Origin of the sequence: Rikenella microfusus DSM 15922, from assembly GCF_000427365.1 — a bacterium.
GTDB lineage: Bacteria > Bacteroidota > Bacteroidia > Bacteroidales > Rikenellaceae > Rikenella > Rikenella microfusus.
Genome location: NZ_KE386488.1, coordinates 2,405,704 through 2,430,948 on the forward strand (window position 1 = coordinate 2,405,704; position 25,245 = coordinate 2,430,948).

Annotated in this window: 21 protein-coding genes; 4 read left to right on the forward strand and 17 right to left on the reverse strand. The window is 57.5% G+C overall.

The window, feature by feature from the left end; genetic code table 11:
* Positions 1–1,040: 1,040 nt before the first annotated feature.
* The 3 genes from RIKMI_RS0111060 to RIKMI_RS14000 all read left to right on the forward strand — a co-directional run bounded on the left by RIKMI_RS0111060 (position 1,041) and on the right by RIKMI_RS14000 (position 4,589).
* Positions 1,041–1,661: a hypothetical protein gene (locus RIKMI_RS0111060; protein WP_027291658.1), complete on the forward strand. Its 621-nt coding sequence runs from the start codon at positions 1,041–1,043 to the stop codon at positions 1,659–1,661.
* On the forward strand, positions 1,648–2,031 hold the full coding sequence (locus tag RIKMI_RS0111065) for a four helix bundle protein (protein WP_027291659.1): 384 nt from the start codon (positions 1,648–1,650) through the stop codon (positions 2,029–2,031). Before RIKMI_RS0111060 ends, RIKMI_RS0111065 begins: the two co-directional genes overlap by 14 nt.
* 1,052 nt (positions 2,032–3,083) lie before the next feature.
* The gene (locus RIKMI_RS14000) at positions 3,084–4,589 is read left to right on the forward strand and encodes an RNA-directed DNA polymerase (protein ID WP_051214517.1); all 1,506 of its coding nucleotides are present in this window, start codon (positions 3,084–3,086) and stop codon (positions 4,587–4,589) included.
* Here the strand turns inward: RIKMI_RS14000 and RIKMI_RS0111075 are convergent.
* From RIKMI_RS0111075 to trpB, 9 genes are all read right to left on the reverse strand, one after another.
* Positions 4,586–5,233: a cytidylate kinase-like family protein gene (locus RIKMI_RS0111075; RefSeq protein WP_027291660.1), complete on the reverse strand. Its 648-nt coding sequence runs from the start codon at positions 5,231–5,233 to the stop codon at positions 4,586–4,588. The two genes, RIKMI_RS14000 and RIKMI_RS0111075, sit on opposite strands and share 4 nt — an antisense overlap.
* Positions 5,234–5,249: 16 nt before the next feature.
* Complete coding sequence (locus RIKMI_RS0111080) at positions 5,250–6,623, reverse strand: MATE family efflux transporter (RefSeq protein WP_027291661.1); 1,374 nt, start codon at positions 6,621–6,623, stop codon at positions 5,250–5,252.
* Between the two features lie 64 nt (positions 6,624–6,687).
* A complete protein-coding gene (gene trpA / locus RIKMI_RS0111085) occupies positions 6,688–7,464 on the reverse strand; it encodes a tryptophan synthase subunit alpha (protein ID WP_027291662.1) in 777 nt (258 codons plus the stop codon).
* Complete coding sequence (locus tag RIKMI_RS0111090) at positions 7,461–8,084, reverse strand: phosphoribosylanthranilate isomerase (protein WP_027291663.1); 624 nt, start codon at positions 8,082–8,084, stop codon at positions 7,461–7,463. The genes trpA and RIKMI_RS0111090 overlap by 4 nt, the downstream gene beginning before the upstream one ends.
* Before the next feature lie 2 nt (positions 8,085–8,086).
* Entirely contained in the window at positions 8,087–8,872 is a 786-nt protein-coding gene (gene trpC / locus RIKMI_RS0111095; RefSeq protein WP_027291664.1) for an indole-3-glycerol phosphate synthase TrpC, read from the reverse strand.
* A gap of 12 nt (positions 8,873–8,884) precedes the next feature.
* The gene (trpD, locus tag RIKMI_RS0111100) at positions 8,885–9,880 is read right to left on the reverse strand and encodes an anthranilate phosphoribosyltransferase (RefSeq protein ID WP_027291665.1); all 996 of its coding nucleotides are present in this window, start codon (positions 9,878–9,880) and stop codon (positions 8,885–8,887) included.
* A 7-nt stretch (positions 9,881–9,887) separates the two neighbouring features.
* Complete coding sequence (locus RIKMI_RS0111105) at positions 9,888–10,457, reverse strand: anthranilate synthase component II (protein WP_027291666.1); 570 nt, start codon at positions 10,455–10,457, stop codon at positions 9,888–9,890.
* 9 nt (positions 10,458–10,466) lie between these two features.
* Positions 10,467–11,876 carry an anthranilate synthase component I family protein gene (locus RIKMI_RS0111110; RefSeq protein ID WP_027291667.1) on the reverse strand — a complete coding sequence of 470 codons (1,410 nt, stop codon included), beginning with the start codon at positions 11,874–11,876 and terminating at the stop codon, positions 10,467–10,469.
* Entirely contained in the window at positions 11,869–13,062 is a 1,194-nt protein-coding gene (gene trpB / locus RIKMI_RS0111115) for a tryptophan synthase subunit beta (protein ID WP_027291668.1), read from the reverse strand. The genes RIKMI_RS0111110 and trpB overlap by 8 nt, the downstream gene beginning before the upstream one ends.
* Before the next feature lie 1,246 nt (positions 13,063–14,308).
* Here trpB and RIKMI_RS0111120 point away from each other — a divergent pair.
* The gene (locus RIKMI_RS0111120) at positions 14,309–15,085 is read left to right on the forward strand and encodes a YaaA family protein (RefSeq protein ID WP_027291669.1); all 777 of its coding nucleotides are present in this window, start codon (positions 14,309–14,311) and stop codon (positions 15,083–15,085) included.
* Between the two features lie 2 nt (positions 15,086–15,087).
* On the opposite strand, the gene RIKMI_RS0111125 is transcribed toward RIKMI_RS0111120, so the two are convergent.
* From RIKMI_RS0111125 to RIKMI_RS0111160, 8 genes are all read right to left on the reverse strand, one after another.
* Entirely contained in the window at positions 15,088–15,414 is a 327-nt protein-coding gene (locus tag RIKMI_RS0111125) for a DUF2149 domain-containing protein (RefSeq protein ID WP_027291670.1), read from the reverse strand.
* Complete coding sequence (locus RIKMI_RS14005) at positions 15,411–16,064, reverse strand: MotA/TolQ/ExbB proton channel family protein (protein WP_051214518.1); 654 nt, start codon at positions 16,062–16,064, stop codon at positions 15,411–15,413. The genes RIKMI_RS0111125 and RIKMI_RS14005 overlap by 4 nt, the downstream gene beginning before the upstream one ends.
* A gap of 5 nt (positions 16,065–16,069) precedes the next feature.
* Positions 16,070–16,744, reverse strand: coding sequence for a hypothetical protein (locus tag RIKMI_RS0111135; RefSeq protein WP_027291671.1), 675 nt, complete (start codon positions 16,742–16,744; stop codon positions 16,070–16,072).
* Positions 16,745–16,751: 7 nt separating this feature from the next.
* Positions 16,752–20,975 carry a cobaltochelatase subunit CobN gene (locus RIKMI_RS0111140; RefSeq protein WP_027291672.1) on the reverse strand — a complete coding sequence of 1,408 codons (4,224 nt, stop codon included), beginning with the start codon at positions 20,973–20,975 and terminating at the stop codon, positions 16,752–16,754.
* A 9-nt stretch (positions 20,976–20,984) separates the two neighbouring features.
* Positions 20,985–22,994, reverse strand: a complete 2,010-nt coding sequence (locus RIKMI_RS14010) for a TonB-dependent receptor plug domain-containing protein (protein ID WP_051214519.1) — start codon at positions 22,992–22,994, stop codon at positions 20,985–20,987.
* A 4-nt stretch (positions 22,995–22,998) separates the two neighbouring features.
* Entirely contained in the window at positions 22,999–23,592 is a 594-nt protein-coding gene (locus RIKMI_RS0111150; protein ID WP_084135281.1) for an HmuY family protein, read from the reverse strand.
* A 281-nt stretch (positions 23,593–23,873) separates the two neighbouring features.
* A complete protein-coding gene (locus RIKMI_RS0111155) occupies positions 23,874–24,491 on the reverse strand; it encodes a response regulator transcription factor (protein WP_037291915.1) in 618 nt (205 codons plus the stop codon).
* Positions 24,488–25,183: a hemerythrin domain-containing protein gene (locus RIKMI_RS0111160; RefSeq protein WP_027291675.1), complete on the reverse strand. Its 696-nt coding sequence runs from the start codon at positions 25,181–25,183 to the stop codon at positions 24,488–24,490. The genes RIKMI_RS0111155 and RIKMI_RS0111160 overlap by 4 nt, the downstream gene beginning before the upstream one ends.
* Between the last annotated feature and the right edge of the window lie 62 nt (positions 25,184–25,245).

The following is a 25,245-nucleotide window of genomic DNA, read 5'->3' on the forward strand; positions in this document are numbered from 1 at the left end:
TTTAAGCCCTACGGTTTATTGCGATGTTCTCCCTTAGTCAGGCCGGAGCCACCCCGGCGACGGCCTGCAACTCGCGATGCTCGTTTGGGCCTCGCTGGCTCCGGCCGTAATATTTAACCGTAGGGTTTTGCGCATCGGATCGCAGCCTGCGGGGCACGTGAACGAGCTTTGCGAGTCAGCGGGCCTCCGCTGCCGGAGGCTGCGGCCCGTCCGCTGGCGCGGGAATGTTATTTCAACTGTACTTTTAAAGCGAAGACGGGGGGAGGGAAGTTGCCCGCGCGGTCTCTTCGGCCTGCCCGCGGGTATCCCGCGGGGCGAGGCTTTGCCTCGCTTGTGCGGCCTTATCCGCCGCGGCGCGCAGCTCCTTATTCTTGGAGGCACCGCACCTGTAAGCCGTGGCCGCGGGCGTGCGTGTAGACGGGATCGAGGTCTGTCGAGTAGAAGTTCAGACCGAGGCCGCGGGAATCGCTGGTCGCCGCCGACCAACTGCACCCGCTGCCGCCGACGTACCGCGCCACGCCCTCATAGCCCGTCCGGCCGAAGTCGCGGTAGCCCGGGGCGGGAACGGAGGATTATTGTTCATTGGATGATACGATACGGAGGAGTGCTTACGACGCTGTTGGGCCAGCCGGTGTAAAGCTGTGGATTTTTGCCTGTGCTATTCCGCTGATTTTACGGCTGGCCGAAGGGCTTCAGCGTCGTGCGCTCCTTTTTTATTTTTAATCGGGTATATACGATTGCAGTCGGGATCGGTTCCGGTGGCCGTCGTTTTGTGGTATGCAGAGGCCTGTTTTAATCCGGCTCTAATTCGATTTTCCGGCATTTTTGGGGTTGCCTCCCGGTTTGTTTTATGTCATTATATGTATTGTGAATAATGCGGTGTGTATCAATCTTATATGCCTGTTTCTGGCATAGGTTGGTCGGGTCGCAAGGCTTGTATTGTTTATTTTTGTGACATTCTTTCTGCGGTCTTTTCCGAGTAATTTTTTACTTTTATCCCCGCAGGACACCGTGTTCGCCATTCAAAAAACTATTGCGTTATGACCCTACAGGAAATACTTGCGGCCGAAAACCGCAACACGGATAAAATATACCTTCATCTGGAAGGGATTTTCTGGAAGGCTTACGAACGGTCGGCGTTCGCTTTTATCCACCGTATCTCTCGTTATAAGGCTTCCAAACGATTTGTCAAATATCTCGACGCCGAGGTGGTGTCGGTGGGTTTTCCCGACGCTTCGCGGGCGAAAGTGCTGGGCGACAGGCCACTGGAAACGGAGAAGGCCGATATGCTGGTACTCGGTACGGGGACGATCGACGCGGAGGAGTACGGACGATGGAAAGAGGCGATTCCGTTGGTTGTTTCCAAGCCGGCGGGGATGCCGTCGCCGGTGTTCGGGACGCTTTACGGCGGTGTCCCTCGCCAGATGGTAATTCCGGTACCCGACGCGGAGTCGGTTCCCCGGCGCGTGCCTGCGGCTCCGTTGTCGTCCCGTTCTTCGGAGGCGGGGAGTACCGGGTCGTATCCTGCGGCGGCGTCCGAAACGTCGGTCGGCGAGGCCGTCTTGCGCGATCTCCGTAATTTCAGTGTGGAAAATGCCACGCCGCTGGAGTGTCTTCTGTTCGTCTCTTCTTTAAAAAAGCAGCTCAATGGCAATATATGACAATCTGGAGGTCTTTAAGGCCAGTTACGATCTGTTGCTTTATGTTTTCCAGTTTACGCCGAATGTGAAGCGGGATTACCGTTATACGTTGGCGGAAAAAATCAAGGACAATATCATCGAGCTTTGTCTTTGCATCTATCGGGCGAACGGCGCCAAGGATCGGGTGCCGGATATACGGCAGGCCCGCGAACGGTTGGTGACGATCAAACTGATGTGCCGCATGCTGACGGATCTGAAGCAGATTTCGGTCAGGCAGTTCGCGGTGGTGTGTACGTATACGGAGTCGATCTCCCGTCAGTTGCAGGCCTGGCAACGGTATTCCGAGAAGGTGAAGGCCGAACAGCAGGCTGCGGCGGTACCGCATGCCTGAGGCTGTGTGGGAGGAGAGTTTTCGGATGGCGTTGCCGTGTTTGCCGCCCTGCCGGTTCTTTATGCATACGATTCGAGAGGACGCAGTATTAAAAGCGGATGATTAATCGTCCGCGTAGCGGGCAGGCCGAACCGACGCGGCTGCCGAGCGCCGTCGAATTTGTTCGTATGGCCGAGGCGCCAGGAGGAAACCGGAAGGGCAACCCGCCTCCGGCCCCGCAGGGACGGTTGGGAAGATCACCGCCTGATTTTGGGTAAAGCCGTATATAGTCATTCACAATTAAATATTCAGCAAAAATCCAGCGACCTTTGATTGCGCGGGCCGGAAGCCTCCCCACGGGAGGCCCGGTGCCGCTGGGCACTCCCGCCGGGCTGTAAGTGCCCTATTCCCGCAGACTGCGGCCCTATGCAAGAAACCGTACTTTTAATTTGCAGGTTAAAGCCCGGAGCCAGCGAGGGCAAAACCGTAGGTTTCAGCCCTTCGCCGGGGGTGGCTCCGGGCTGACCGCTGACGCGGAGACTGATTTTAAATCGTAGGTTTAAAAAGTACTCCCGGTTTCTTACATTGGTATCGAAGTACGGGTAAAGGCTGCCAACCCGGGAATGTGCGATTTTCCGTTCCGACGGGAGTCGGGAGCGGGGAATAGCATTCCCGGCGAGTTTTTTGCCTTCTTTTTTGCTCGCCCCAAAAAAGAAGGTGCCCCGCCGGCATGAGGCGTCCGGAGAAACCGGTGCCCTCGCGGCATGAGCGGGCGAAGAAAAACGAACGCCCGTCGGCGATAGACATATAAATAAACCTATGGTTAAAATATAAGTTTCCGCGTTAGCGGGCGGGCCGCAGACTCCCGCAGCGGAGGCCCGCAAAATCAATTGCTCACGCGATTGTTGCGTTCCCCGCAGGCCGCGGCCCTTGGCAAACATAATATTAATCCTACGGTTTTTTAGTTTCTGCGATTTCGAAGAATCGTCGGGTTTCGCGCCTAAGCGGTCGGTTTCCTGGCGGCGATGCAAAATATATAATCGGGTTCGCAAATTCGAATATGACGGAATCCTATGGCGGAAAATAAAACGGAACGATCCGATACGTTGCTCGAAGACCTTTTCAGGGCTTATTTCGATGCCCGCAGGCACAAGCGGAACACGCGTAACCAATTGCGTTTCGAAATGGATCTCGAAGCCAACCTGATCGAGTTGTACGATCAGATCCGTAAGCGGGAGTATCGGGTGGGGCCGAGTGTCTGTTTCATAGTCGAACATCCGGTCAAACGCGAGATATTCGCCGCCGATTTCCGCGACCGGGTCGTGCATCATCTGCTGTTCAATTATATCGCGCCGTTGTTCGAGCGTACTTTCATTACGGACAGTTATTCCTGCCTCAAGAATAAAGGTACGCTGTACGGTGTCGAACGCCTGGAGCATCATATCCGTTCGTGTTCCGACAATTACCGGCAGACGTGCTATGTCCTGAAACTCGATATACAGGGGTATTTCATGAATATCAACCGCCGGATCATGTACGAGACCATCGAACGGGTGATGCTCAAAATGGGACCGCGGCAGTCGCACCGGGGAAGACCGTGGAATGAACTGCTGGACTACGATTTGGTCCTGTACCTGCTGCGGGAAGTGGTTTTTAACGATCCGACGGAAAATTGCATCGTGCGCGGCAGCCGTTCCAAGTGGGCCGATCTGCCTCGCAGCAAGAGCCTTTTCACATCGCCGGCGGATTGCGGCCTGCCGATTGGCAATCTGACTTCCCAGCTGTTCAGCAATATCTATCTGAATGATTTCGACCATTTCGTCAAACGCAAGCTGAAACACAAGCATTATGGTCGGTATGTGGATGATTTTTACATCATCCACCGGGATAAAGAACTGCTGAAAAGGCATATCCGCGAGATCGACGCTTATTTACAGGAAAACCTGGGGCTGACGTTGCATCCGAAGAAGATCTATCTTCAGGAAATTTCCAAGGGGGTTACGTTTCTCGGCGCTGTGGTGAAACCTTACCGGCGTTATATGGTCAATCGTACGCGGAACCATTTCAGCGAACTGCTGGCGGCGATGAATGCCTATATTCGTACGCATCCCAGACCGTCGAAAACGTTTCTGATCTATATGCAGGCGGCGATGAATTCGTATCTGGGGTATATGACGCACTATAAGTGTTACAAGATGAAACTGAAGCTGGTTCCGCGTATGGGCGAGGTGCTGAAACTGGGTTCCCTGACCCATAATATGACGCGTTACCGGCTGAATCGGGATATCCGTGAACGGCTCGGTCTCGACGGCCGTGCGGATGCGTTGCCGTGGGAGATGGAGTGCCTGCCGTTGCCGCGTGAACAGGCGGACGAGGATTTCGTTCCGGACGATGACGGGGACTGGGCGTCCCGTCGCCAAATGGCCGATGAGACAGACGCCCTGCTCTTCGGAGAGGAGCAGGGCGCGGAAAGAGCGCGGCCGGAGGAGAAGGTACCTCGGGGATGCGATGCCGGACGTCCGTCCGGTACCGGGAACGGCGAACCGCCGGCGGCCGGGGAAGGGCAGGGCGGTGTTTAGCGTACCGCCCGGGCTGCGGCGGCAAGCCTTTCTTCTATATAGTCGCGGAGCAGTTCCGCCGTTTTTTCGATTCCCAGTACCGACGAGTCGATGCAAAGGTTATAAGTGGTGGCGGCTCCCCAGGTCCTGTCCGTATAGAAATTGTAGTATCCGGCCCGTTTCTTGTCCGTTTTGCGCATCATCTCCAGCGCTTCTTTGGGCGTTCCGGCCCCGTGGCAGCGCATGACGCGGCTGATCCGGTCGTCGTCGGAGGCATAGATGAAGGTGCTGATGCACACCGGTTCGTTGCGCAGGATATAGTCCGCGCAACGGCCTACGATCACGCACGAACCGGTACGGGCCACCTCCCGGATGACGTCCGACTGGAATTTGAAGATGTTTTCGCCCGCCAGGGCGTTTTCGGCTCCTACCGCTCCGCCGCTCATCATCAGGTTGGCCGTCAGGGCGCGTATCAGGCTGCCCGGAGCCTGTTCGTCCGCTTTTTCGAAATATTCCGGATCAAGTCCGCTCTCTTTCGATGCTTCCGAAATCAACTCTTTATCGTAATAGGGGATGCCGAACAGGTCGGCCAGCCGGCGACCCAGTTCGCGGCCGCCGCTTCCGAACTGGCGGCCGATGGTGATGACGAAACGGGGAGTTTCCATGGGATATGCGAAAATGTTAGGGATTGTTCGACAGAGGTTGAGCCTGCATGCGGCGGAATTTGCGGAATTGTTTCCAAAGCAGGATAGCCGCCAGCGTCGTGGCGGCCGTGTCGGCCATCGGCATGCTCATCCATACGCCGTTCGACCCGAAAAAGCCGGGCAGAATCAGCAGGAACGGCACCAGGAAAATCAATTGTCGCGTCAGCGACAGGAAAATGGCTTTGGGCGCCATGCCGATCGACTGGAAAAAGTTGGAGGTTACCATCTGGAATCCCACGAACGGGAACATGGCCAGCACGATACGCAGCCCGTGGCTCGATATGGCGATCAGGTCGGGATCGTCCGTAAACAGCATGGTGATATTCTCCGGGAAGAGCTGGCAGACGATGAAACCGGTCGTGGTGACGCTGACGGCGCAGCAGACGACGTATTTCAGCGTCCGGGTCACGCGGTCGATCTTGCGGGCGCCGAAGTTGTAACCGACGATCGGCTGCATCCCCTGGTTCAGGCCCATGACGATCATGACGAACAGCATCGCGATGCGATTGACGTTGCTGTACGCGCCGATGTAAAGATCGCCGCCGTATTGCAGCAGGCTTTTATTGATCAGGATCACGATGACGCTGGAGCAGACGTACATCAGGAACGGAGCCATCCCGATCGACAGGATACCCCGGACGATGGAGCGTTTGAGGCGTATCGCTCCGCGGCTGAAGTGGATGAAGCTTTTCGGATTCAGGAAGTGTTTCAGTTCGAGTCCCATCGCGACGCATTGGGCGATGACGGTGGCCCAGGCCGATCCGGCGATGCCCCAGCCCAGTACGAAGATGAAGATCCCGTTCAGAACGGCGTTCAGGCACACAGCCGTCAGCATGATCGCCATCGCCTTGCCGGGATAGCCCGATGCGCGCAGCATGTCGTTCAGCCCCAGATAGACGTGCGTGACGATGTTGCCGCACAGGATGATCAGCATATAACTCCGGGCGTATCCGATGCTGTTTTCGGTCGCGCCGAAGAAATAGAGGATCGGGTCGAGGAACGGCAGGCAGAGCAGCGTATAGCCCAGGCCGATCATGGAATTGAGCAGGATGACGTTTCCCAGGATGGCCAGAGCGCTTTGCCGGTCGTTCTGCCCCATTTTGATCGAAAGCTGGGTCGATGCTCCGATACCCACGAGCGAACCGAATGCCGCGCCGAGGTTCATCAGCGGCATGGTGATCCCCAGTCCTGTCAGCGCCATAGCCCCCACGCCGTGTCCGATAAAGATACTGTCGGTCAGGTTGTAAAGCGACGATGCCATCATGGCGATGATGGCCGGAATGGCATAGCGCAGCAGCAGGGTGGATATCTTTTCGGTACCTAAGAGCTGGGGCGAAGCTTGTTGGGCCATAGTTCGGATCGTTTACGGGCCGCACCCGCGGAGATTTCCGTCGGGACGGCCCCCAAAGATACGCCTATTTTCGCAGTTGTCCTAACAGGTGCGCGACGGCTCCCGGAATGTCGTCCGGGGATGCGGCGAGCGCCTTGATGAAGCCGCTGCCGACGATCGCGCCGTTCGCGGCTGACTGGGCCGCCGAGTAGGTGGCCGGATTCGAGATACCGAACCCGATGAGCCGGGGATTGCGCAGGTCCATGCCGTCGATACGGCGGAAATAGGCCAGCGTCCGTTCGTCGAAACGGTCTTGCGTGCCGGTCGTGGCTGCCGTGGAGACCATGTAGATGAAACCGTCCGTATGTTCGTCGATCAGGCGGATGCGTTCTTCGGAGGTCTCCGGGGTGATGAGCATGATGAATTTGAGTCCGTAGCGGTCGGCCGCGGGTTTGTAGTCCCGCAGGTAGTCGGCCAGCGGCAGGTCGGGGACGATCGCCCCGTCGATGCCGGTTTCGGCGCAGTCGCGGCAGAAGTTTTCGATCCCGTACTGCATGATGGGATTCAGATAACCCATCATGACTAACGGAATGTCGACTTTGGAGCGAATGTCTTTCAGCTGCGAGAAGAGTTTTCGCAGCGTCATGCCGTTTTTGAGAGCTGTCTGGCTGCTGTTCTGGATCGTTTCGCCGTCGGCCATCGGGTCGGAGAAGGGGATGCCTATTTCGGCCATGTCCGCTCCCTGGGCGGCCAGCGCTTCGAGGATGGGTACCGTATCGTCGGGATGCGGGAACCCGGCGGTGAAATAGACGGAGAGGATGTCTTTTTGCTTTTTCCGGAAAAGTTCGGTTATGCGGTTCATGATCGGATGGTTTTGATGAAATGTTCGAGCGATTCTGTGTTTTTCAGCCCGGCTTCGGTTTCGAAGCGGCTGTTCAGGTCGATGCCGTAAAGCATCGGATGATTCAGGGTCAGGATTTCGTCCGCATCGGCCGGCGAAATGCCGCCGCTCAGCAGGAACGGCGTTTTTCCCGTATAGGCTTCGAGGATATGCCAGTCGAACCGGCGGCCGGAGCCTCCGTGTCCCGGCGTGCGGGTGTCGAACAGGAACAGGTCGCAGCAGGCCGTGTAGCCGGCGGTCCGGGCGAAGTCTTCCGCGGTTTCGATGCCGAACGCTTTGATGATCTCGTAACCGGCCTCCCGCAGTTTCCGGCAGGTGCCGGGCGTTTCGCTGCCGTGCAGTTGCAGGGTTTGCAGGCCGTAATGCCGGGCGGTGTCCGCCATTTCGTCGGGCGGCGTATCGACGAATACGCCCGTCTTGCGGATCGTTGCCGGCAGGGCGGATAAGTCGGGAGAGCCGGCGTAGCGCGGAGAGTGCCGGTAAAAGATGAATCCCATGTATTCCGGCGCCAGTTCAGCCACGGCGGCGATATTCTCCGCTTTCCGCATGCCGCATATCTTTATTTTCAGTCGGTTGCCCATGGTCAGCTCAATGCCTGGATGAAGTTTCGCAGCGCCGCTGCCGGATCGGGTTCTTTCATGAAATTTTCGCCCATCAGGAATCCCCGGAATCCCGCTTCGCGCAGGCGGAGCACCGTGTCCGGCGATCCGATGCCGCTTTCCGAGATGCGCAGGTATTCGGCCGGAATCCGACCGGCCAGTTCGAATGAGGTACGGACGTCGGTGGCGAATGTGGTCAGATTCCGGTTATTGACTCCCACGACGTCCACGACCGGGCAGAGGCGGTTCAGCTCGCAGGCGTCGTGTATTTCGAGCAGGACTTCGAGTCCGAGCGAGTGCGCGAAAAGGCTCAGCTTCTCCGTTTCGGCAGGAGTCAGCACGGCGGCGATCAGCAGGATCGCGTCCGCGCCCCATATCCGGGCCTGGGCGATCTGGTATTCGTCGATCGTGAAGTCTTTGCGCAGCAGCGGTATATCGGTCCGTTTCCGGGCCTTTACCAGGTCGTCGGACGATCCTCCGAAATAGACGGTGTCGGTCAGTACCGAACAGGCCGCCGCCCCTGCCGCCGCATAGCCGGGGACGACCTGTTCCGGGTCGGCCCCTTCGTGGATAAAGCCTTTCGAGGGCGACCGGCGTTTGAATTCGGCGATGATGCCGGTGGCGGAGCGTTCCAGCGCCTGCCGGAAAGAACGGCCGGGCCGTCCGGTCTGCCGCGCCTCTTCCAGCAGCGCGGCGAACGGTTTGACCGCTTTCGCCGAGGCGATTTCCAGACGTTTGTTCTGTATGATGTTATCCAGTATTGTATTCATAACCAGTTTGTTTTATGAGTTGATCTCGACAAATCGTTCGAGCGTTCGCCGTGCCTTTCCGCTCCGGATCGACTCCTGCGCGGCGTCGATGCACTCCGCCAGCGGTTTGGCGCGGTCGATCGTATGGATGGCGTAGGCGGCGTTGGCGACCACTGTGTTCGTCTGAGCGGCGGTCGCTGTCCCGTCCAGTACCCGGTCGAAGATCCGGGCCGCCTCGCCGACGGTTTCGCCGCCGTACAGGTCGGCTTCGGTGCTGCGGGAGAAACCCAGCGATTCCGGGGAGACGATGTTTTCTCCCGTGCGGCTGAAACATTTGAAATCGTCCGTGAGGGAGATCTCGTCGTAACCGTCCAGCGAATTGACGATCGTATATTCCGTGTCGGTCTGCTGGTAAAGGTAATTGTACATCCGGCCCAGTTTCAGGTTGTAAACGCCTAACATCTGGTATTTCGGCAGGCAGGGGTTTACCAGAGGGCCGAGCATATTGAAGAATGTCCGCACGGCGAGCGCTTTCCGCACGGGGGCGACCCGTTTCATGGCCGGGTTGAAAAACTGGGCGTGTAAAAATGCCATTCCGCACCGGTCCAGGGATTTACGGAGTATGTCCGTATCGGAAGCGAATCGTACTCCGTGGGCTTCGATGACATTCGACGCGCCGCTGACGGACGATGCGCCGTAGTTCCCGTGCTTGACGACGTGGTACCCGGCTCCGGCCACGACGAAGCAGGCCGCCGTGGAGATGTTGAACGTATTTTTGTTGTCGCCGCCGGTACCGACGATGTCGATGGCCGGGAATTCCGACAGATCGACCGGAACGCGCAGTTCCAGGAGGGCGTCGCGGAAGCCGCTCAGCTCTTCGATAGTGATGCTGCGCATCAGGAAGACGGTGATGAAGGCGGCGATCTGGCTCTCGCTCATTTCGCCGCGCGATATGCGGAGCATGATTTCGCGGGCTTCGGCCCGGTCGAGACAGTCGTGCTCGAAAAGGCGGTTGAGTATCTGTTTCATGATGGGGTCAGTGTTTGATCCAGTTGGCGATCATCCGTTTGCCTTCGGGCGTGAGTACCGATTCGGGATGGAATTGCACCCCGCGCACGTCGTAAGTGCGGTGGGCCAGCGCCATGATGTGCCCTTCGCCGTCCACGGCGGTGATTTTCAGCGTATCGGCCGGGAAACCGTCGCGGTCTACGATCCACGAATGGTAGCGGCCCACCTCCGGCGTCGGGGAGATACCTTCGAAGAGCGGGTCGGGTTCGGTGATTTCGATCCGGCTGGCGATGCCGTGGTAAACGTGGGGCAGGTTCAGCAGCCGGGCGCCGAACGCCTCCCCGATGGCCTGCTGGCCGAGGCAGATGCCGAGGATGCTTTTGGTCGGTGCGTAACGTTCGATGAGCGGCAGCAGGATACCCGCTTCGGAGGGGATGCCGGGACCTGGCGAGAGCAGGATTTTGTCGTATTTTTCGATCTCGTCCAGCGCGATCCGGTCGTTCCGGAAGACGTCGAGGTCGTCGCAACCGGTTTCGCGGAGCAGTTGCACGAGGTTGTAGGTAAACGAGTCGTAGTTATCGAAAACGAGGATTTTCATGGCGTCGGGTCAGTGTTTGATGGATTCGGCCAGTTCGATGGCACGGCGCAGGGCGCCCAGTTTGTTGTTCACTTCGCGCAGTTCGTTGTCCGGGTCGGAATCGGCGACGATGCCGCCTCCGGCCTGGAAATAGAGCGTGTTGTTCCGGCTCAGGAACGTACGGATCGTGATGGCCTGGTTCAGGTCGCCGTCGAATCCGATGTGGCCGATGCAGCCGCCGTAGAAGCCCCGGCGGTGGGGTTCGATCCGGTCGATCAGTTGCATCGCGCGTACTTTCGGGGCGCCGGAGAGCGTCCCGGCGGGAAAGGTGTCGGCGTAGAGTTTGATCCGGTTGGCGCCTTCGGGCACGGTGCCGCATACGCGCGATACCATGTGGATCACGTGCGAGTAGAATTGCAGCTCTTTGTAGGATTTGACATATACGTCCGAGGTGTTCCGGCTCAGGTCGTTGCGGGCCAGATCGACCAGCATCGTGTGTTCGGCGTTCTCTTTGGGGTCGGCCAGCAGCTGCTGGGCCAGCCTTTCGTCTTCGGCGTCGTTGCCGGTGCGCTTCACGGTTCCGGCGATCGGATCGATGGTCGCCACGTCTCCTTCCACCTTGAAGTGGGTTTCGGGCGAGGAGCCGAAGATGCGGAACGAACCGAAATCGAAATAAAACAGGTAGGGCGAAGGATTGATCGAACGCAGGGCGCGGTAAACGTTGAAGTCGTCGCCGGCGAACCCTTGCGAAAAACGGCGCGAGAGGACGATCTGGAAAACGTCGCCGCGCATGCAGTGTCGGATGCCTTCGCGCACGTTGGCCTTGTGCTCTTCGTCCGTGATGGGCGAGGCGACGGGGCCGGCGGCCCGGAACCCGTAGGTCGGGAAGTTGCGGCTGGCGAGTATTCCCAGCAGGCTGTCCATACGGCCGGTTTCCCCTTCGGCGAGGTTTTCGGTGACGGTCATTTCGTTCCGCAGGTGGTTTACGGCGATCACGAAGCGGTACAGGATATAGATCATTTCCGGAATTTCGGTTTCGGCGGCCGGGCGGCTTTCGATCCGCACGTTTTCGAAATACTGCACCGCGTCGTAGGCCGTATAGCCGAAAAAGCCGTTGTCCGACCGGGTATCGCCCGCGATTTCGAACCGGCGGATAAAGGCGTTCAGAGCGTCCGGCAGCCCGGTCTTTTCCGTCAGGGGATAGGAGCGGCAGGTACGGTCGGGATATTGCTCGGCGACTTGCCCGCGATCGACGGTGAAGCGGGCGATCGGTTCGATGCCGATGAACGAATAGCTGTTCTCGGAGGAGTGGTAGTCGGAACTTTCGAGCAGGGCCGATTCGGGGAACATGTCGCGCACTTTGAGGTAGATGCCTACCGGGGTTTGCAGGTCGGCCAGCAGGGTACGGCTCATGGCGGTCAATTTGATGCGATTATTCATGGTCGGCCCGGTTGAAATGTTTGACATAGGTTTCCATATCCTTGTCGCCCCGGCCCGAAACGGTCAGCACCACCACATCCTCCGGTTTGAATTTCTTCTGTCCGAAGACGGCCAGCGCGTGCGCCGATTCCAGCGCCGGGATGATCCCTTCGAGGGCGGTCAGTTCGAAAGCGGCTTTCAGGGCTTCGTCGTCCGTGACGGCCCGTATTTCGGCCCGGCGGGTCTCGGCGAGGTTGGCGTGGACGGGGCCGATGCCCGGATAGTCCAGCCCGGCAGAGATCGAATAGGGTTCGGTGATCTGTCCGTCCGGAGTCTGCATGACGAGCGTGCGGGCGCCGTGGATGATTCCTTCGCGGCCGAGGTGGATCGTGGCGGCCGAATGGCCGGTGTCGATACCCAGCCCGGCGGCTTCGGCGGCGATCAGCTTCACGCGGGTGTCGTTCAGGTAGTGGTAGAAGGTGCCCGCGGCATTGCTGCCTCCGCCTACGCAGGCGATCAGATAGTCGGGCCAGTCGCGGCCCTCTTTGGCCTGAAGCTGTTTTTTGATCTCTTCGCTGATGACCGACTGGAAACGGGCCACCATGTCGGGGTAGGGGTGGGGGCCTACGGTGGAGCCGATGATATAGTGGGTATCGGCAGGGTGGCAGCACCAGTCGCGGATCGCTTCGTTCGTCGCGTCTTTGAGGGTCATGTTGCCGCTCCGTACGGGCCGCACTTCGGCACCGAGCATTTGCATTTTCTGCACGTTGAGGTGTTGCCGTTCGACGTCGGTTGCGCCCATATAGACGATGCACCGCATCCCGGTCAGGGCGCAGACGGTGGCCGTAGCCACGCCGTGCTGCCCGGCTCCGGTTTCGGCGATGATGCGGGTCTTGCCCATACGCCGGGCCAGCAGGATCTGGCCGATGGTGTTGTTGATTTTGTGCGCCCCGGTGTGGTTGAGGTCTTCGCGTTTGAGGTAGATCTTCGTACCGTAACGTTTGCTCATCCGCGGGGCGAAGGTGAGCGGCGAGGGACGCCCCACATAATCGGCGAGCAGGTCACGGAACTCTTTTTGGAAAGCGGGATCGTCGATGATCCGCAGGTATTCGCGTTTCAGGTTCTCGACGTTGGCGTGGAGGATTTCGGGGATATATGCTCCTCCGAAGCGTCCGTAGTAGCCGTTTTTATCTACGTTGTAGTTCATGGTATTTGGTTGTTGCATGTTTTCCTGGCGGGGATAAACGAAAGAAGGGCTGTCGTGCGTCCGACAGCCCTTCTTGTTCATATCTTTATGGTAACGGGGTATAGCGGTATCGTCACGACTTCGTGTAAAGAATCGTGCGCCACCACCATGCCTGTGCCAAAGTAATCGCTTTCATCGTTTTGTTTCGTGTACTTTTTTGTACACCGCAAATATAGCGAAAAATCGAATCCGCCGAATTTTTCGGAAATATTTTTTGCGCTTGCATCGGATTTTAGGTGACTATATGTGACTTTATACGAATCCCTTTTCGGCTCGGCGCCGGACGGCTCTTAGTCGTCGGGGGCGCGCGAGCCGAAAGAACGATGCCGTGTAAAATATACTATCGACTTTTTAATCTTTTCTGAAATTCGGGTTTGCAGCCTCTACCCGACTTCGGCACCCATGTAAGAAGCCAGGAGTACTTTTAATTGCAATGTTTTCCCTTAGTCAGGCCGGAGCCCGAAGTGGCTCCGGCCATAATATTTAACCGTACGGTTTATTGCCATATTCTCCCTTAGTCAGCCCGAAGCCACCCCCGGCGAAGGGCTGCAACCTGCGGTCTTGCCCTCGCTGGCTCCGGGCTGACCGCTACGTGGACAAATCACTGTACAAACCGTACAATTCAATGTTCCTTGTTTGTTTTTGGGGGTAGAGGCTGCCGGTCCGGGAATGTGCGATTTCCCGTTCCGACGGGAGGCGGGAACGGGGAATCGCATTCCCGGCGACTTTTTTGCTTACTTTTTTGGTCGTGCAAAAAAGTAAGTGCCCCGCCGGCATGAGGCGTCGGGAGAAACCTGTGCCCCCGCGGCATGAGCGGGCAAAGAAAAGATAAACGCCTGTCGGCGAAAGAGGTTACCATTAAACTTACTGTTAATTGCAATGTTTCCCTTTAGTCAGGCCGGAGCCACCCCCGGCGAAGGCCTGCAACTCGCGATGCTCGTTTGGGCCTCGCTGGCTCCGGCCATAATATTTAACCGTACGTTAGATTTTATGTTTGCATGGGCTGCAGCCCGCGGAAGCCCGCTCGCCATGCTCGTTCACGTTCTCCGCAGGCTGCGGTCCTTTGACAAGCAAACCTACGTTGTTCGACCCGGCAGAATTATCGGTCAGGTTGTTCGAGGCCGGCGTATGGCCGGAGAGTATATACTTGCCCTGTTTATTCTTGTGGTGTTATATTTGTATGGATTCCTTCGAAAAAGATTCTTTTATGCTGATTATGTTGTCGCCCGCCAAGACGATGGATATGTCGTCCGAAAGCGTTTCCGGTTTTCCCGCCGGTACGGAACCTGTTTTTGCCGCCGATGCCCGGAAGCTGGCTGCGGCCATGCGCCGTTTTTCCGAAGCGGAATTGGCGAAGATACTGAAAATCAGTCCGGCTCTGGCGGCACAGAACTATGAACGTTACCGGTTGTTCGGCCGTCCGTCTAATCCGCGCAAGGAAGCGATCGCCGCTTATAACGGCAGCGTATTCAAAGCCATCGGCGCGGCGACCCTCACGGCAGACGACCTGCTTTACGCGCAGGATCGTATCCGGATCGTTTCGACGCTTTACGGACTGGTCAGGCCTTTAGATCGGATCGAAGCCTACCGGATCGCTTTCAGCCTGAAACTGTATCCGGAACAGGGAAATCTGTACGACTATTGGTTGCCGAAACTGACCGGGCCGTTGATCGCCGATGTGCGCAAAGCGGGCGGGATATTGGTGAATCTGGCGAGCCTCGATATCCAGGGGGCATTGCGTATGGACGAAGTGCGCCGAGCGGTGCGGGTGGTTACGCCGGAGTTCCAGGAACTGCGCGACGGCAGGTACGAAACGGTACGTACTTATGCGAAAATATGCCGCGGCGTGATGACGCGGCATATCATTCAGCAAAGGATCGAGTCTGCGGACGAACTGGTGAAATTCATGTGGAACGGATTCGCGTTCAATCCGGAGGTTTCGGACGGGGAACGTTATGTGTTCACCCGCGAACGCAGGCCGTAACCTTATTCCGGCACGTAGATGATCTCGCCGTTCTCCATTTCGTAGGCGATACCCACCTTGCGGCCTTTCTTGCCGGAGGCGTCCTGCGATTCGGAAGGTTTATACTTGGTGATTTTCTGGCCCTCTTTGGTGATGATCTCCATGTTGTCCTTGCCGGGGTTCTTGACCATCGTATAGTCTTCCTGCGAGAAGACCTCCGTCATGTTGAATTTGGTCACCAAAGCCACCATCAGGGCCACGGCGAAGACCATCGCCACGTCGAACAGGTTCGAAAGCAGGGCCACCGGATCGTGATCTTCGCCCGTGTTCAGGATTCTTCTCCGCTTCATTGATTCACCGCGTTTTTGGTTACCGTCATCTCTTTGATATGGGCCGTGTGCGATGCCTCGCGGGCTTCGACCGCAATGGCCGAAATATAGTCCAGCGAGGTGAGGTCCTGAGCCGCCCAGCGTTGTTTGACCTGGAGCAGGACGAATCCCACGGCCCCGGCGAACAGTCCGATCACGGTGGTGGCGAAAGCGACCTGCATGTTGTAGGCCATGGTGCTGATGTCCCCGGTCGAAAGTCCCATCAGGGCCGGTCCCATGGGGATCAGCGTACCCATCAGGCCGAGAATCGGTCCGAATTTGGTCAGCATCTTGGCATGCCCCAGTTCACGGTCGGCGTTGATTTCGTATTCCGAGATGATGCGGTTGTTGGCGGCTTCGCTCCCGTTGCCGTTTACCAGTTCGCGTGCCGCCAGTATGAATGCGGAGACGGGTTGCGCCGCCAGCATTTCGCCGAACGGGGCGAGGTTCGTCGTGTCGAGTTTGTTCATTTCGGCGGCGACGGCCTGGTGGATTTTCCGGCGCTGCATGTAACGGTTGTAGAATCCGCCCAGCATGAAGATCGATTTCACGAAAAAGAAGAGCAACCCGACGACCACGGGAACCAGCAGTCCGTTCGAGATCCAGAAAAGAAGGTTTGAAACGTATTCCATTACAGTTAGTTGTGTTGTTTTTTCAGTTTTTTGAGGATGCGGGGCGCGAAATAGCCCGCTGCGAAAAGTACGGCCACTACCGAAAGGGCCAGCCCCATGCTGCGCCAATCGACCGGCGCGCTGTGGCTCACTACCGCCGCCGAGGGGTGGAAGACCGTGCAGCAGATCGTGAGTGCGAAGATCAGCATACCGGTCAGCAGGGTCAGTTCGATGCGTCCTTCGTCCGAGGGCAGCAGCGCCCGGGCCGCGAAGTCTCCTCCGGCCAGTATCACGAAGATACCGACGGCCAGCCATACGCTGACCGCGGTGAACGAAGTTCCTGCAAACGTGAAGAAAAGGTTGATTTGCAGATAGAACAAGGCCGGGAAAATCAGCAGCGAAGGCATGTACCGAAGCCAGCGGGTCTTGCGCAGCGGCACGATCCGCGCCCAGCAGGTGCCGAACGTGAGCAGCAGGTCGAGCATGACGGCCAGCGAGATGTTCATCAGCGCTTTTTGTTCCGACAGAGCGTTCTCTACCTGGAGCTTGTTGATTTCCATGGCGTAGGGGTGGCACAGCCACACGAAGCCGGCGCATAACAGTCCGAACGACAGCCCCTGCCACCGTCGGGGCAGGAGACTGTCGGTCAGCACCGTCTTGACGACGGCCAGCAGGGTTAATAATAGCAATACGCTGTCCATAGAGGGTCTATGCTTTGTGTTTACGTACTTTGCGCAGAACCAGCATGACGGCCACTGCGGCGCAGATCACACCGAAAGCGCCCAGCGCGATACCCAGACCGCGGAACGGTTTTTCCGTTTCGGCCGTACCGTTCAGCTGTTCTTTTTCGAGCACCATGCCTTTGTTATCTGCATTGTCCGACGGCGCGGCGGAGATGGCGCGGTTTACCGAAGCCTTGTAGGATTGCGCTTTTTCGGGCGCGAGCTGCCGGCCGATGAAATCGCGCAGCTTGGCATTGTCGCACGTGAATCCGCTGCATGCGGCCTCGTGTTCGGTCACCATTTCGCTGTGCAGTTCGGCGATGGCTTTCAGTTGTTCCGGCGTGGCTTTCCAGTACCCCTTGCGGGCCGTTTCCATCATCACGGCAGTCATCTCTTGCAGAGCGGCCGGATTCTCGCGGTCGAAAAATTCGCGGGTGCCCAGATTCAGGTCGTCTTCGACATAAATGTCGTAGATCCGGTCCCATATCTCTTTGTCGATCGCCGCGGGCTTCATCACGTTCCAGCCGTAGGTGTTGCGCACGATCTCGGTGAAGTTGTTCGCCGACGACGCGCCGCCCTTCATCTGTTCCTTGATGTAAACCGGATTGAAGATCGTGGTGCGCGATTCGACGCCGATCGCCTCTTTCAGCTCCTGTACGCGGGCGTGGTGCCGGTTGCGCAGGTCGTTGAAATAGGTGTCGGGGTCTTTGCCCGTCACGTTGCGTACCGTCAGGTTCATACCGCCCATGAATTCGTACACGTGGTCGAGGCTCAGCGCCCCCCAGGTGTTGCTCTGGCGCGGCTGTACCACGGCGTCGGTGTTTTGCAGGGCCGCTTCGAACACGCCCGCCTTGAAATCGCCCCACTCTTCGGAGCTGCCGTATACGGCACCCATGTTGTTGAGATAGGTATCCGCGATTTCGCGCTCGTTTTCCCAGCGGTCGCCGCTCTCGACCATGCCCGTGATGCCGGTGCCGGCCATCCCGTTCAGGCCGCCGAAAATCCGCCGGGTGGACAGCTCGCGTGCCTCTTTGGGAGAAAACCCTTTTTCGAGCAGAACTTTCTCGGCGTCCACCTGTCCTTTGGCGACGTAATTTTCCCCGCCGTCGTCGGCGGCGGCAGCCATCCCGATGGCTTTCTGGATCAGGGCCAGGCGCGAGGCGGCCAGGTCACGCAGCTGTCCGGAGGTCTGTACCACCACGTCGATCCGCGGACGGTTCATCTCCGAGGCGGGAACCAGCCGGATATCCATCACGCGGCCGAACTGGTCGCGGATCGGTTCGGCACCCAGCATCCACAGTATCTGGGCGATGGTGGCCCCTTCGCTTTCGATGAACGCACCCGACCAGAGCGTGAAGCTCACTTTCTGCGGATAGTTGCCGCCGTGGTTTTTCAGGTAGTCGGCCAGCATCTGTTCGCCCATCGCGACGCCTTTCTCCCATGCCGCGGGCGAGGGGGTGGCTTCGGCGTTGATCGAATAGAGGTTGCGCCCCGTGGGCAGGGTGTTGGGGTTGGCGATGTAGTCGCCGCCCGGGGTCGGGGCCACATAACCGCCGTTGAGCGCATTGATGAACGATTCCAGTTCGACGGAGGGGCTTTGCTCCAGCGCCGTCTTGTAGTTGCGCACATTGGCCACCGCATCGGCGATGTTCATCACCGCATCGGCGAATTCCTTGTCTGCGGCGGTTACCGTATCGGTTCGGGCCGCTTTCATGGCGGTCATCATCTGTTTGACCTTTTCGGCCTGCTTCGGATCCATTTTCTTCATGGCCTCCTGCATGGCTTTCCGGTCGGGGTGTTTTCCGGTCGAGTCTTTGCCTGTCCGCATGGCTTTGAGCATCGCCATACGGTCTTTCGGTTTGGACAGTTCCCGGATATGCCGTGCCCGTGCGAGCTGGGAGTCGGAGATACCCAGCGATGCCAGAACGGCATCCGGGGAGAGTGTAGCACGGGCTAAGAGACTTTTCACGGCCGCCTGTGCCGGGGTGCGGTACCGGCGGTTGAAGAAAGCTGTATTGTCGATCTGTTTCTGGGTGATCTTACCGTTCAGTTTGTCGAGCGCGGCCAGTCCGTAGGCGATCGGGTCGGTGGCCAGCAGTTCGACCGAGGAGTTGATTTTCTCCGGGCTGAACGCTACCCCGAGCGTGTACATGCCTCCCGTGATTTTTTCGGAACAGAGTTCTTCTGCGAAGTTTTCGATCCGTTCGATCTCCTCGTCCGTATAGGGCTGTGTCTTCACGCTGTCCAGTTTCAGGTCGCGGTGCAGCCCCATTCGCAGGGTCAGTTCCTTGATTTTCAGGTTTTCCTGCTGCGAACGGTCGTCTTCTTCTTTCGACAGGTAGTTCTGTATCTGTTCCAGTAGCCTGCCGACCTCGCCGCGCATTTCGGTTTCGATGAAAGGCGGGGTCAGGTGCGACACGGTGGTTGCATAGCTGCGCCGTTTGGCGATGATCCCTTCGCCCACGTCCCCGATCGTATAGAGGTAGAAGTGCGGCAGGTCGCCCACCAAACGGTCGCTCCAGTCGGCGGTCGAAAGGGCCACCTGTTTGCCGGGAATGAATTCCAGCGAACCGTGCGTCCCGAAGTGGATCATGGCGTCCGCCCCGAAGCCGTAGCGCGTCCAAAGGTAGGAGGCTATGTAATGGTGCGGAGGCACGGGATTGTCGCCGTGTACGGCCGCGAAACTGTTTTCGCCCGTACCTTGCGTCGGCTGGGGCAGCAGCACCACGTTGCCGAACCGGATGCGGGTCACGGCGATGCTGTCGCCGGCCGTATAGAACCCGCCCGGGGCCGCGCCGTGTTTGGCGGTCAGTTCGGCGTACTGTTCGGGACGCAACGCTTCGTGGAGCCAGCCGTCGTATTCGGCCGTCGGAATCAGTTCCGGATAGCCCGAACGCAGGTAACGCCCGATATTGCCTTCGGCATAGCTGTTGAAGACGGGGCCGCGTTCCATGACTGCCTTTTCGAACTCTTTTTCCGAGGCCGGAAGGCCGCTCAGGTCGTACCCTTCGCTTTGCAGTTTTTTCAGGAAATGGTAGAGCGAGGGCAGTACTTCCAGACCGGCGGCCACCAGCGAATTACTGCCCGGCCCTTTGAAGTAATAGATCGCGATTTTTTTATCCTTATTGGCTTTGGTCCGGAGTTTCAGGTAATTCGCGACAGTGCCGGCGAATTGTTCGGCCCGGCCCGGAATGGCTTTGAACAGGTACAGCCCTTCATCGTCGATGAACTGGGCGTTGATGGCCATCGGCACGATGCCGCCGTCCAGTTCGGGCATCACGACGCTCTGGCTCAGGAAGCCGCCGACCATACCCTGTTTGTCGGCCATCCAGTGGTCGTAGGTGTCGTTGATCGTGATCGGGCAGATGACGGGAATGTTTTGTTCCTTGAGCCATTCGACGCCGCGTTCGCCCTGTCCCATCAGCATACGGCCGTGGGGCATGTAGATGACGGCGTCGGGGCTGATCTCCTGCAACAGTTCCAGCCGTTCGGCGAAACTCGAAACCGGATAGACGTTCATTCCGCGGGCCTCGAGGTTGCGGATCAGCGAGTCGAGGTGCTCCTTGTTGGTGTCGAACGGCCCGGCCATTCCCACCAAAAGGGCCACTTTCGGCCCTTGTTCCTTGTAGAATCCGTTTTTCCTGTAATAAGCGTCGAACTCCCCGACCGTAGCGAAAGTTTGTTCGTCATCCAGGTGGAACAGCACGTCGCCGCTGATCTCGACCGGCGGTTCGATCGCCCCGGTGAAGAGGCTTTTGCCGTCCAGGTCGCGCCGGATCCAGTTGAACAGGCTGCGGTAGTTTTTCGTACCGCCGTTGCCGAGGTAAGCCTTTACGGTTTCCCTCTGCGTGGAATCGAGGCTCGTGATGTTATTGGCCGGATCGGTGACCGAGGTGGAGTAGATCGGCACTCCCTTGGTTTTGAGCTTTTCGAGCACGGCCCGGTGGTCGTCGGTCATCCGGATGCCCATGCCGAAAATCAGTACGGCATCGTAATTCTTCAATTTTCCGAATTGTTCCAACTCGACCGATTCGAGCTTCACGGAGTTGTTATCCAGCGATTTGGCCATACGGGCCATCTGGTATCTCGGGAAATTGACCATTGCAACCCGGGTAGGGCCGGCCGCCGCGTAACATAACCATACCACCAAAATCGCGGCGGCCAGGGCTATACCCGTTATGAGCGCTATCTTTTTTCTCTTCTTGTTCATCGTATTCGTTTAGTTCCTTTTCCGGAAAAGTTGTTCCACGTCCAGCGAAACGCCGGCGAAGAAGGTGATACCCGGCGATACGGAGGTGTTGAAGCTGTGGACGTCGGCCTTGTAATTGAACAGGTTGTCCGCTCCCAGATTCAGGCTCACGGCATTCCGGAAACGTTGGGTCACCACCAGTTTCCACATCGTGTAGGCCGGATAGCGTTGTTTGTACACGGAGCCGGTCGTCCCGTCCGGATTGGTGTATTCGTCGTCGAACGTATGGGTCGTCACGGCGCTCAGCACGCGGCCCGTCAGATTCACGTCGAGACCGTAGTTGCGGCGTTTGAGACCGTATTCGAACCGGATCGTGGCCGAGTGCGGGCGGGCTGTCGAAGCATTGACCCCGTCCACCGGCTGGTAGTCGTGCACATAGGCGTACGAGGCGGTGATCCCGAAGCCGTAAGGCAGTTTGACCGAAACGTTGGCGTCGATGCCCCATACTTCGGCCCGGCCGATGTTGGTATAATAGGAGGTGTCTCCGTCGTTGTTCCAGATGTTGGAGATCTTGTCCCGGATGTTGTTGTAATATCCGATGACCGAGGCGGAGAATTTGCCTTTGGTGTATTCGGCCGACAGCGATACGTTCTGGCTCTTTTCGGGCACCAGATCGGGGTTGCCGACCAGTTGGAACATCCCCTGGTGGCTCCAGTCGGTGTACAGTTCCTTGAGGGTCGGCGATTTGAAGCCGCCGCCGTAGGACAGGCGCAGGGTTACCGGATTGAGTTTGTACATCAGCGAAACTTTCGGGCTGACGTGCGCTCCGTAGGTCGAATGGTAGTCGAGCCGCGCCCCGTAAACGAGGTTGAGTTTCGGGATGAGGTTCACGTCGTGCTGCGCGAAGCCTACGTAGGTCTCGGTCGAGTGTTCCGGCTTGTCGCCTTTGAACTGGTAGGTGTTCAGTTTGTCCCCGAAGAACTCGGCCCCCACGGTCAGAGTGCCGGCGCCGCGGAACGTGTTGTTGTACTGGATACGTCCGGTGTGCTGGATATTGGCGTAGTTTTTATCTTTTTCGTCCAGCTTGAGGTAGTAGTCGAATTTGTCGTATTCGTCGAATTTATAACTCCCTTCGATGTTCTGCCGGTCGTTGATCGCGTAGTTCAGGTTCAGCCGTCCCGTATAGCCGCGGTACAGGTCGTGTACCTTCGTACTGGAATATTGTTCGTGATTGTAATAAGTACCGGCGGCGGTAATGGTCAGCGGATCGACCGGCTTGATGACGAACTTCTGGTTGATGTCCCAGTCACTGTACCCGTATATGGCGGTCGTGCTGCCCTGGTCGTCGTTGGATACCTGCTCTCCGTCCGGGTATTCGATATGCGATTCGCCGGTGTTGGTCAGGGAATATCCGTTGCGGTGTTTGTAGGTCCCGGTGGTGAAGCTGTTGAACCGTTTGGTGTTGAAACCGAGCGCTCCGCCGTAGCGCTGCTCGTTTTCACGGCCGTAACGGGCATTGACGTTCAGCTGCCACGGTTCGGTGGCTTTCTTGGTGATGATGTTCACCACGCCTCCGATGGCGTTCGAACCGTACAGGGCCGAAGCCGCGCCTTTGACCACTTCGATCCGTTCGATATTCTCGACGTTCAGCCGGTCGTAGTCGATATTGTCGCGGGCTTCGCCGGCGATGCGTTCGCCGTCGATCAGGAACAGCACGTAATTGGCCCCCATCCCCGACAGGTTGATGTTCATCGTACCGCCGTGGCTGGTGAATTCGATACCCGGCATGACCATTTCCAGCAGATCTTTGACCGTCGTGGCGTCCGTTTTCTTGATCTCGTCGGAGCGGATCACGCGGGTGATGACGGGAACGTCTTTGAGCAGTTTCGGGGTACGCGTGGCGGTGACCACCACGTCTTCCGACTGGAGTTTCCATACCGGATCGTCTTCGTCCGGCGCTTTTCCTTTCTCTTTGGCGGAAAGGGTAAGGCAGCCCAGCAGGGCCAGGCTGCCGGCCATCAGCAGTGATTTGTATAGCATGGCCTTATTCTACCGGATATTCGTATTCGAAAGCGATATGTCCTCCCTCGCCTTTGTCGTTCGTGTAGTCCGTGAACTTCACTTTGGCGTATTTGCCTTCGGCGGTCTTGATGAAATAGACGTTGCCGTTCACGGTGTACGTCGGCGGCATGCCGGAGCTGGTGTACCAGTCGGCGAGCGCTTCGTTTTTGGATTGTTCGGCTTTGGTACGCATGTCGGGGAACGAAATCTCCGCTTTGGTGTCAATCGTGTAGGTCACTTCGCCCGGTTTTTCGGTTACCGTGGACATGTCGGTCGAACTTGTTTTGTATGCGCCGCCGTTACCGCATCCGGACGGGCCGCTGTTGGTGCGGATGTCGCCGCGGTGGAAAGCGAGGTCCCATGTTTTGCTATTGTAGAGGGCGGAGTAGCTTCCGTCGGTTTCGATGACCGCTTCTTTGTCGAAAGAAAAATATACCCATTTGTCGAAACCGGGAGCGTCGATTACGGTACTTCCGCTTGCGGGAGGCGGGGTGTTTCCGCCTTTATCGTCTTTGCACGAGTTGAAAGTCATTGCTGCGCACAGAGCGGCAGCGGCACAGAGTGAAAGTTTTAACATGGTTTATGGTTTGGTTAAGTGAATTGAAAAATCCGGCCGGGAAGAGGTCAAAAAAGAACTCCTGCATTTCCGGCATGGCTTCCGGAGGCAGGAGTTCTCGGCATTTATTGAGTTGGCTTACAAAATAAATTCGCTGACATCTTTGTTTTGATTTTCACATTGCAAAGGTCAGCGAATTTGCCTGGGCGGGCAATCCCCATATATTAGGAAAAATCGGGGAATTCATCCCCACTTGTAGGGGGATTTTGTCTTTATGTTTCTTTCAGTCAGTGATTTAAGCGTTATTCGATGTCCGACTGGTCGATCAGATTGTTCAGCAAAGCATATACCGTGAGGCCCGAAACGGTTTTGATTCCCGTTTTGCGCGTAATGTTCTTCCGGTGCGAGATGACCGTATGTACCGAGATGTGGTGCGCGTCGGCGATCTCTTTGTTAGTCATGCCTTTGGCCACCGAGACCAGTATTTCGCTTTCGCGGTCGGTGAGTTCGTATCCTTCGCCCGAAGATTCTGTTTCGCGGGTGCGGTCGTCCAGCGCCTGCCGCAGTTTACGGACGATTTTGCGGCTGTCGTCGTAGATGTGGACGCAGCCGTGGTACTGTTTCTGGGTTTCGGGGTCGATGAAACCGTACACGATGGCCACAAAAGCGGCTTGGGGCAGGTGTTCGAAGTAACTGTGTACGGTTGCCCGCTTCTGGAAATCGAACACGACGGGATCTACCAGTACCAGATCCGGTTGCAACAGCGGGGCGCGTTCGGCGAAGTGGGCCGGGTCGTCGAATATCCCGCAGATTTCGAATTCGTTGCCGGCTTCGGCCAGTACGGCTTTCAACCCGGCGGCGATAATGGCCGATGGTTCTATGATGGCGGTTTTGCGGCCTTTTTTCGGTGAACTGTTCATCGCATGCGTTCCTCCAGTTGTTCGACCAGCGGTACCAATATCCGGTCTTCGATCAGCGAATGTTTGTTCAGGTCGTCTTCCAGCAGGAAGAGGTCGAGCAGCAGCCTGTTGCGCGGGCCTCCGGGACAGAGGTCGGGCAGGTATTTGATCAGGATATTTTTCAGGTCGCCCAGTTTTTCCTCGATGTTGCTGTGGTTTTTTTCGAACTGGCCGATCGAATAGCCTTCGTCCGATCTTTTCCCTTCCGAGAGATTGTGGATGTAGGGGAATACCACGGTCTCTTCGTAGTTGAAGTGGTTGGTCACTTCACGGCTGTAGTCGTCGAAAAAACGTTCCAGTATTTTGCCGTTTTTGCCTGCGCAGCAGCCGGCCAGCGATAATACCTGTTTCCCGATTTCCGGAATTTGTTCGCGGATGTAGTCTTCGTGCGATTGGTGCAGGTACGCGGTCAGGTCTTCGGCCGTGAAGGAGTGCAGTTCGTCCGCTTCGGGCAGAAAGTCGTCGAAAGTATAGATGTTGCAGACCAGCAGAAACAGGCTGGAGGATATGCCGTGCGTGCGGCATATCTCGCCGATGCTTTTGTCGCCGAAACCCAGCTGGATGCCGAACCGGGGCAGTACGAACAGCAATCGGTAATTGGCATGGACCAAGTCGGCCATTTTCATGCGTTCGGTAAAGAGAAGATGTTTCATTCGCAAGGTTCGTTTTGTGCAAAGATGTACATTTCGTCCGGGCTGTGAAAATCCGGTCTGTG

Coding starts and splice junctions, on each gene's coding strand:
- trpB (WP_027291668.1), bottom strand. CDS start 13,062: ATGAACTACAACGTAGATAAAAACGGCTACTACGGACGCTTCGGAGGA.
- RIKMI_RS0111150 (WP_084135281.1), bottom strand. CDS start 23,592: ATGTTAAAACTTTCACTCTGTGCCGCTGCCGCTCTGTGCGCAGCAATG.
- RIKMI_RS0111135 (WP_027291671.1), bottom strand. CDS start 16,744: ATGGACAGCGTATTGCTATTATTAACCCTGCTGGCCGTCGTCAAGACG.
- RIKMI_RS14005 (WP_051214518.1), bottom strand. CDS start 16,064: ATGGAATACGTTTCAAACCTTCTTTTCTGGATCTCGAACGGACTGCTG.
- trpA (WP_027291662.1), bottom strand. CDS start 7,464: ATGAACCGCATAACCGAACTTTTCCGGAAAAAGCAAAAAGACATCCTC.
- RIKMI_RS0111155 (WP_037291915.1), bottom strand. CDS start 24,491: ATGAACAGTTCACCGAAAAAAGGCCGCAAAACCGCCATCATAGAACCA.
- RIKMI_RS0111060 (WP_027291658.1), top strand. CDS start 1,041: ATGACCCTACAGGAAATACTTGCGGCCGAAAACCGCAACACGGATAAA.
- RIKMI_RS14010 (WP_051214519.1), bottom strand. CDS start 22,994: ATGCTATACAAATCACTGCTGATGGCCGGCAGCCTGGCCCTGCTGGGC.
- RIKMI_RS0111065 (WP_027291659.1), top strand. CDS start 1,648: ATGGCAATATATGACAATCTGGAGGTCTTTAAGGCCAGTTACGATCTG.
- trpD (WP_027291665.1), bottom strand. CDS start 9,880: ATGAAACAGATACTCAACCGCCTTTTCGAGCACGACTGTCTCGACCGG.
- RIKMI_RS0111075 (WP_027291660.1), bottom strand. CDS start 5,233: ATGGAAACTCCCCGTTTCGTCATCACCATCGGCCGCCAGTTCGGAAGC.
- RIKMI_RS0111160 (WP_027291675.1), bottom strand. CDS start 25,183: ATGAAACATCTTCTCTTTACCGAACGCATGAAAATGGCCGACTTGGTC.
- RIKMI_RS0111120 (WP_027291669.1), top strand. CDS start 14,309: ATGCTGATTATGTTGTCGCCCGCCAAGACGATGGATATGTCGTCCGAA.
- RIKMI_RS0111080 (WP_027291661.1), bottom strand. CDS start 6,623: ATGGCCCAACAAGCTTCGCCCCAGCTCTTAGGTACCGAAAAGATATCC.
- RIKMI_RS0111105 (WP_027291666.1), bottom strand. CDS start 10,457: ATGAAAATCCTCGTTTTCGATAACTACGACTCGTTTACCTACAACCTC.
- RIKMI_RS0111110 (WP_027291667.1), bottom strand. CDS start 11,876: ATGAATAATCGCATCAAATTGACCGCCATGAGCCGTACCCTGCTGGCC.
- RIKMI_RS0111140 (WP_027291672.1), bottom strand. CDS start 20,975: ATGAACAAGAAGAGAAAAAAGATAGCGCTCATAACGGGTATAGCCCTG.
- RIKMI_RS0111090 (WP_027291663.1), bottom strand. CDS start 8,084: ATGGGCAACCGACTGAAAATAAAGATATGCGGCATGCGGAAAGCGGAG.
- RIKMI_RS14000 (WP_051214517.1), top strand. CDS start 3,084: ATGGCGGAAAATAAAACGGAACGATCCGATACGTTGCTCGAAGACCTT.
- RIKMI_RS0111125 (WP_027291670.1), bottom strand. CDS start 15,414: ATGAAGCGGAGAAGAATCCTGAACACGGGCGAAGATCACGATCCGGTG.
- trpC (WP_027291664.1), bottom strand. CDS start 8,872: ATGAATACAATACTGGATAACATCATACAGAACAAACGTCTGGAAATC.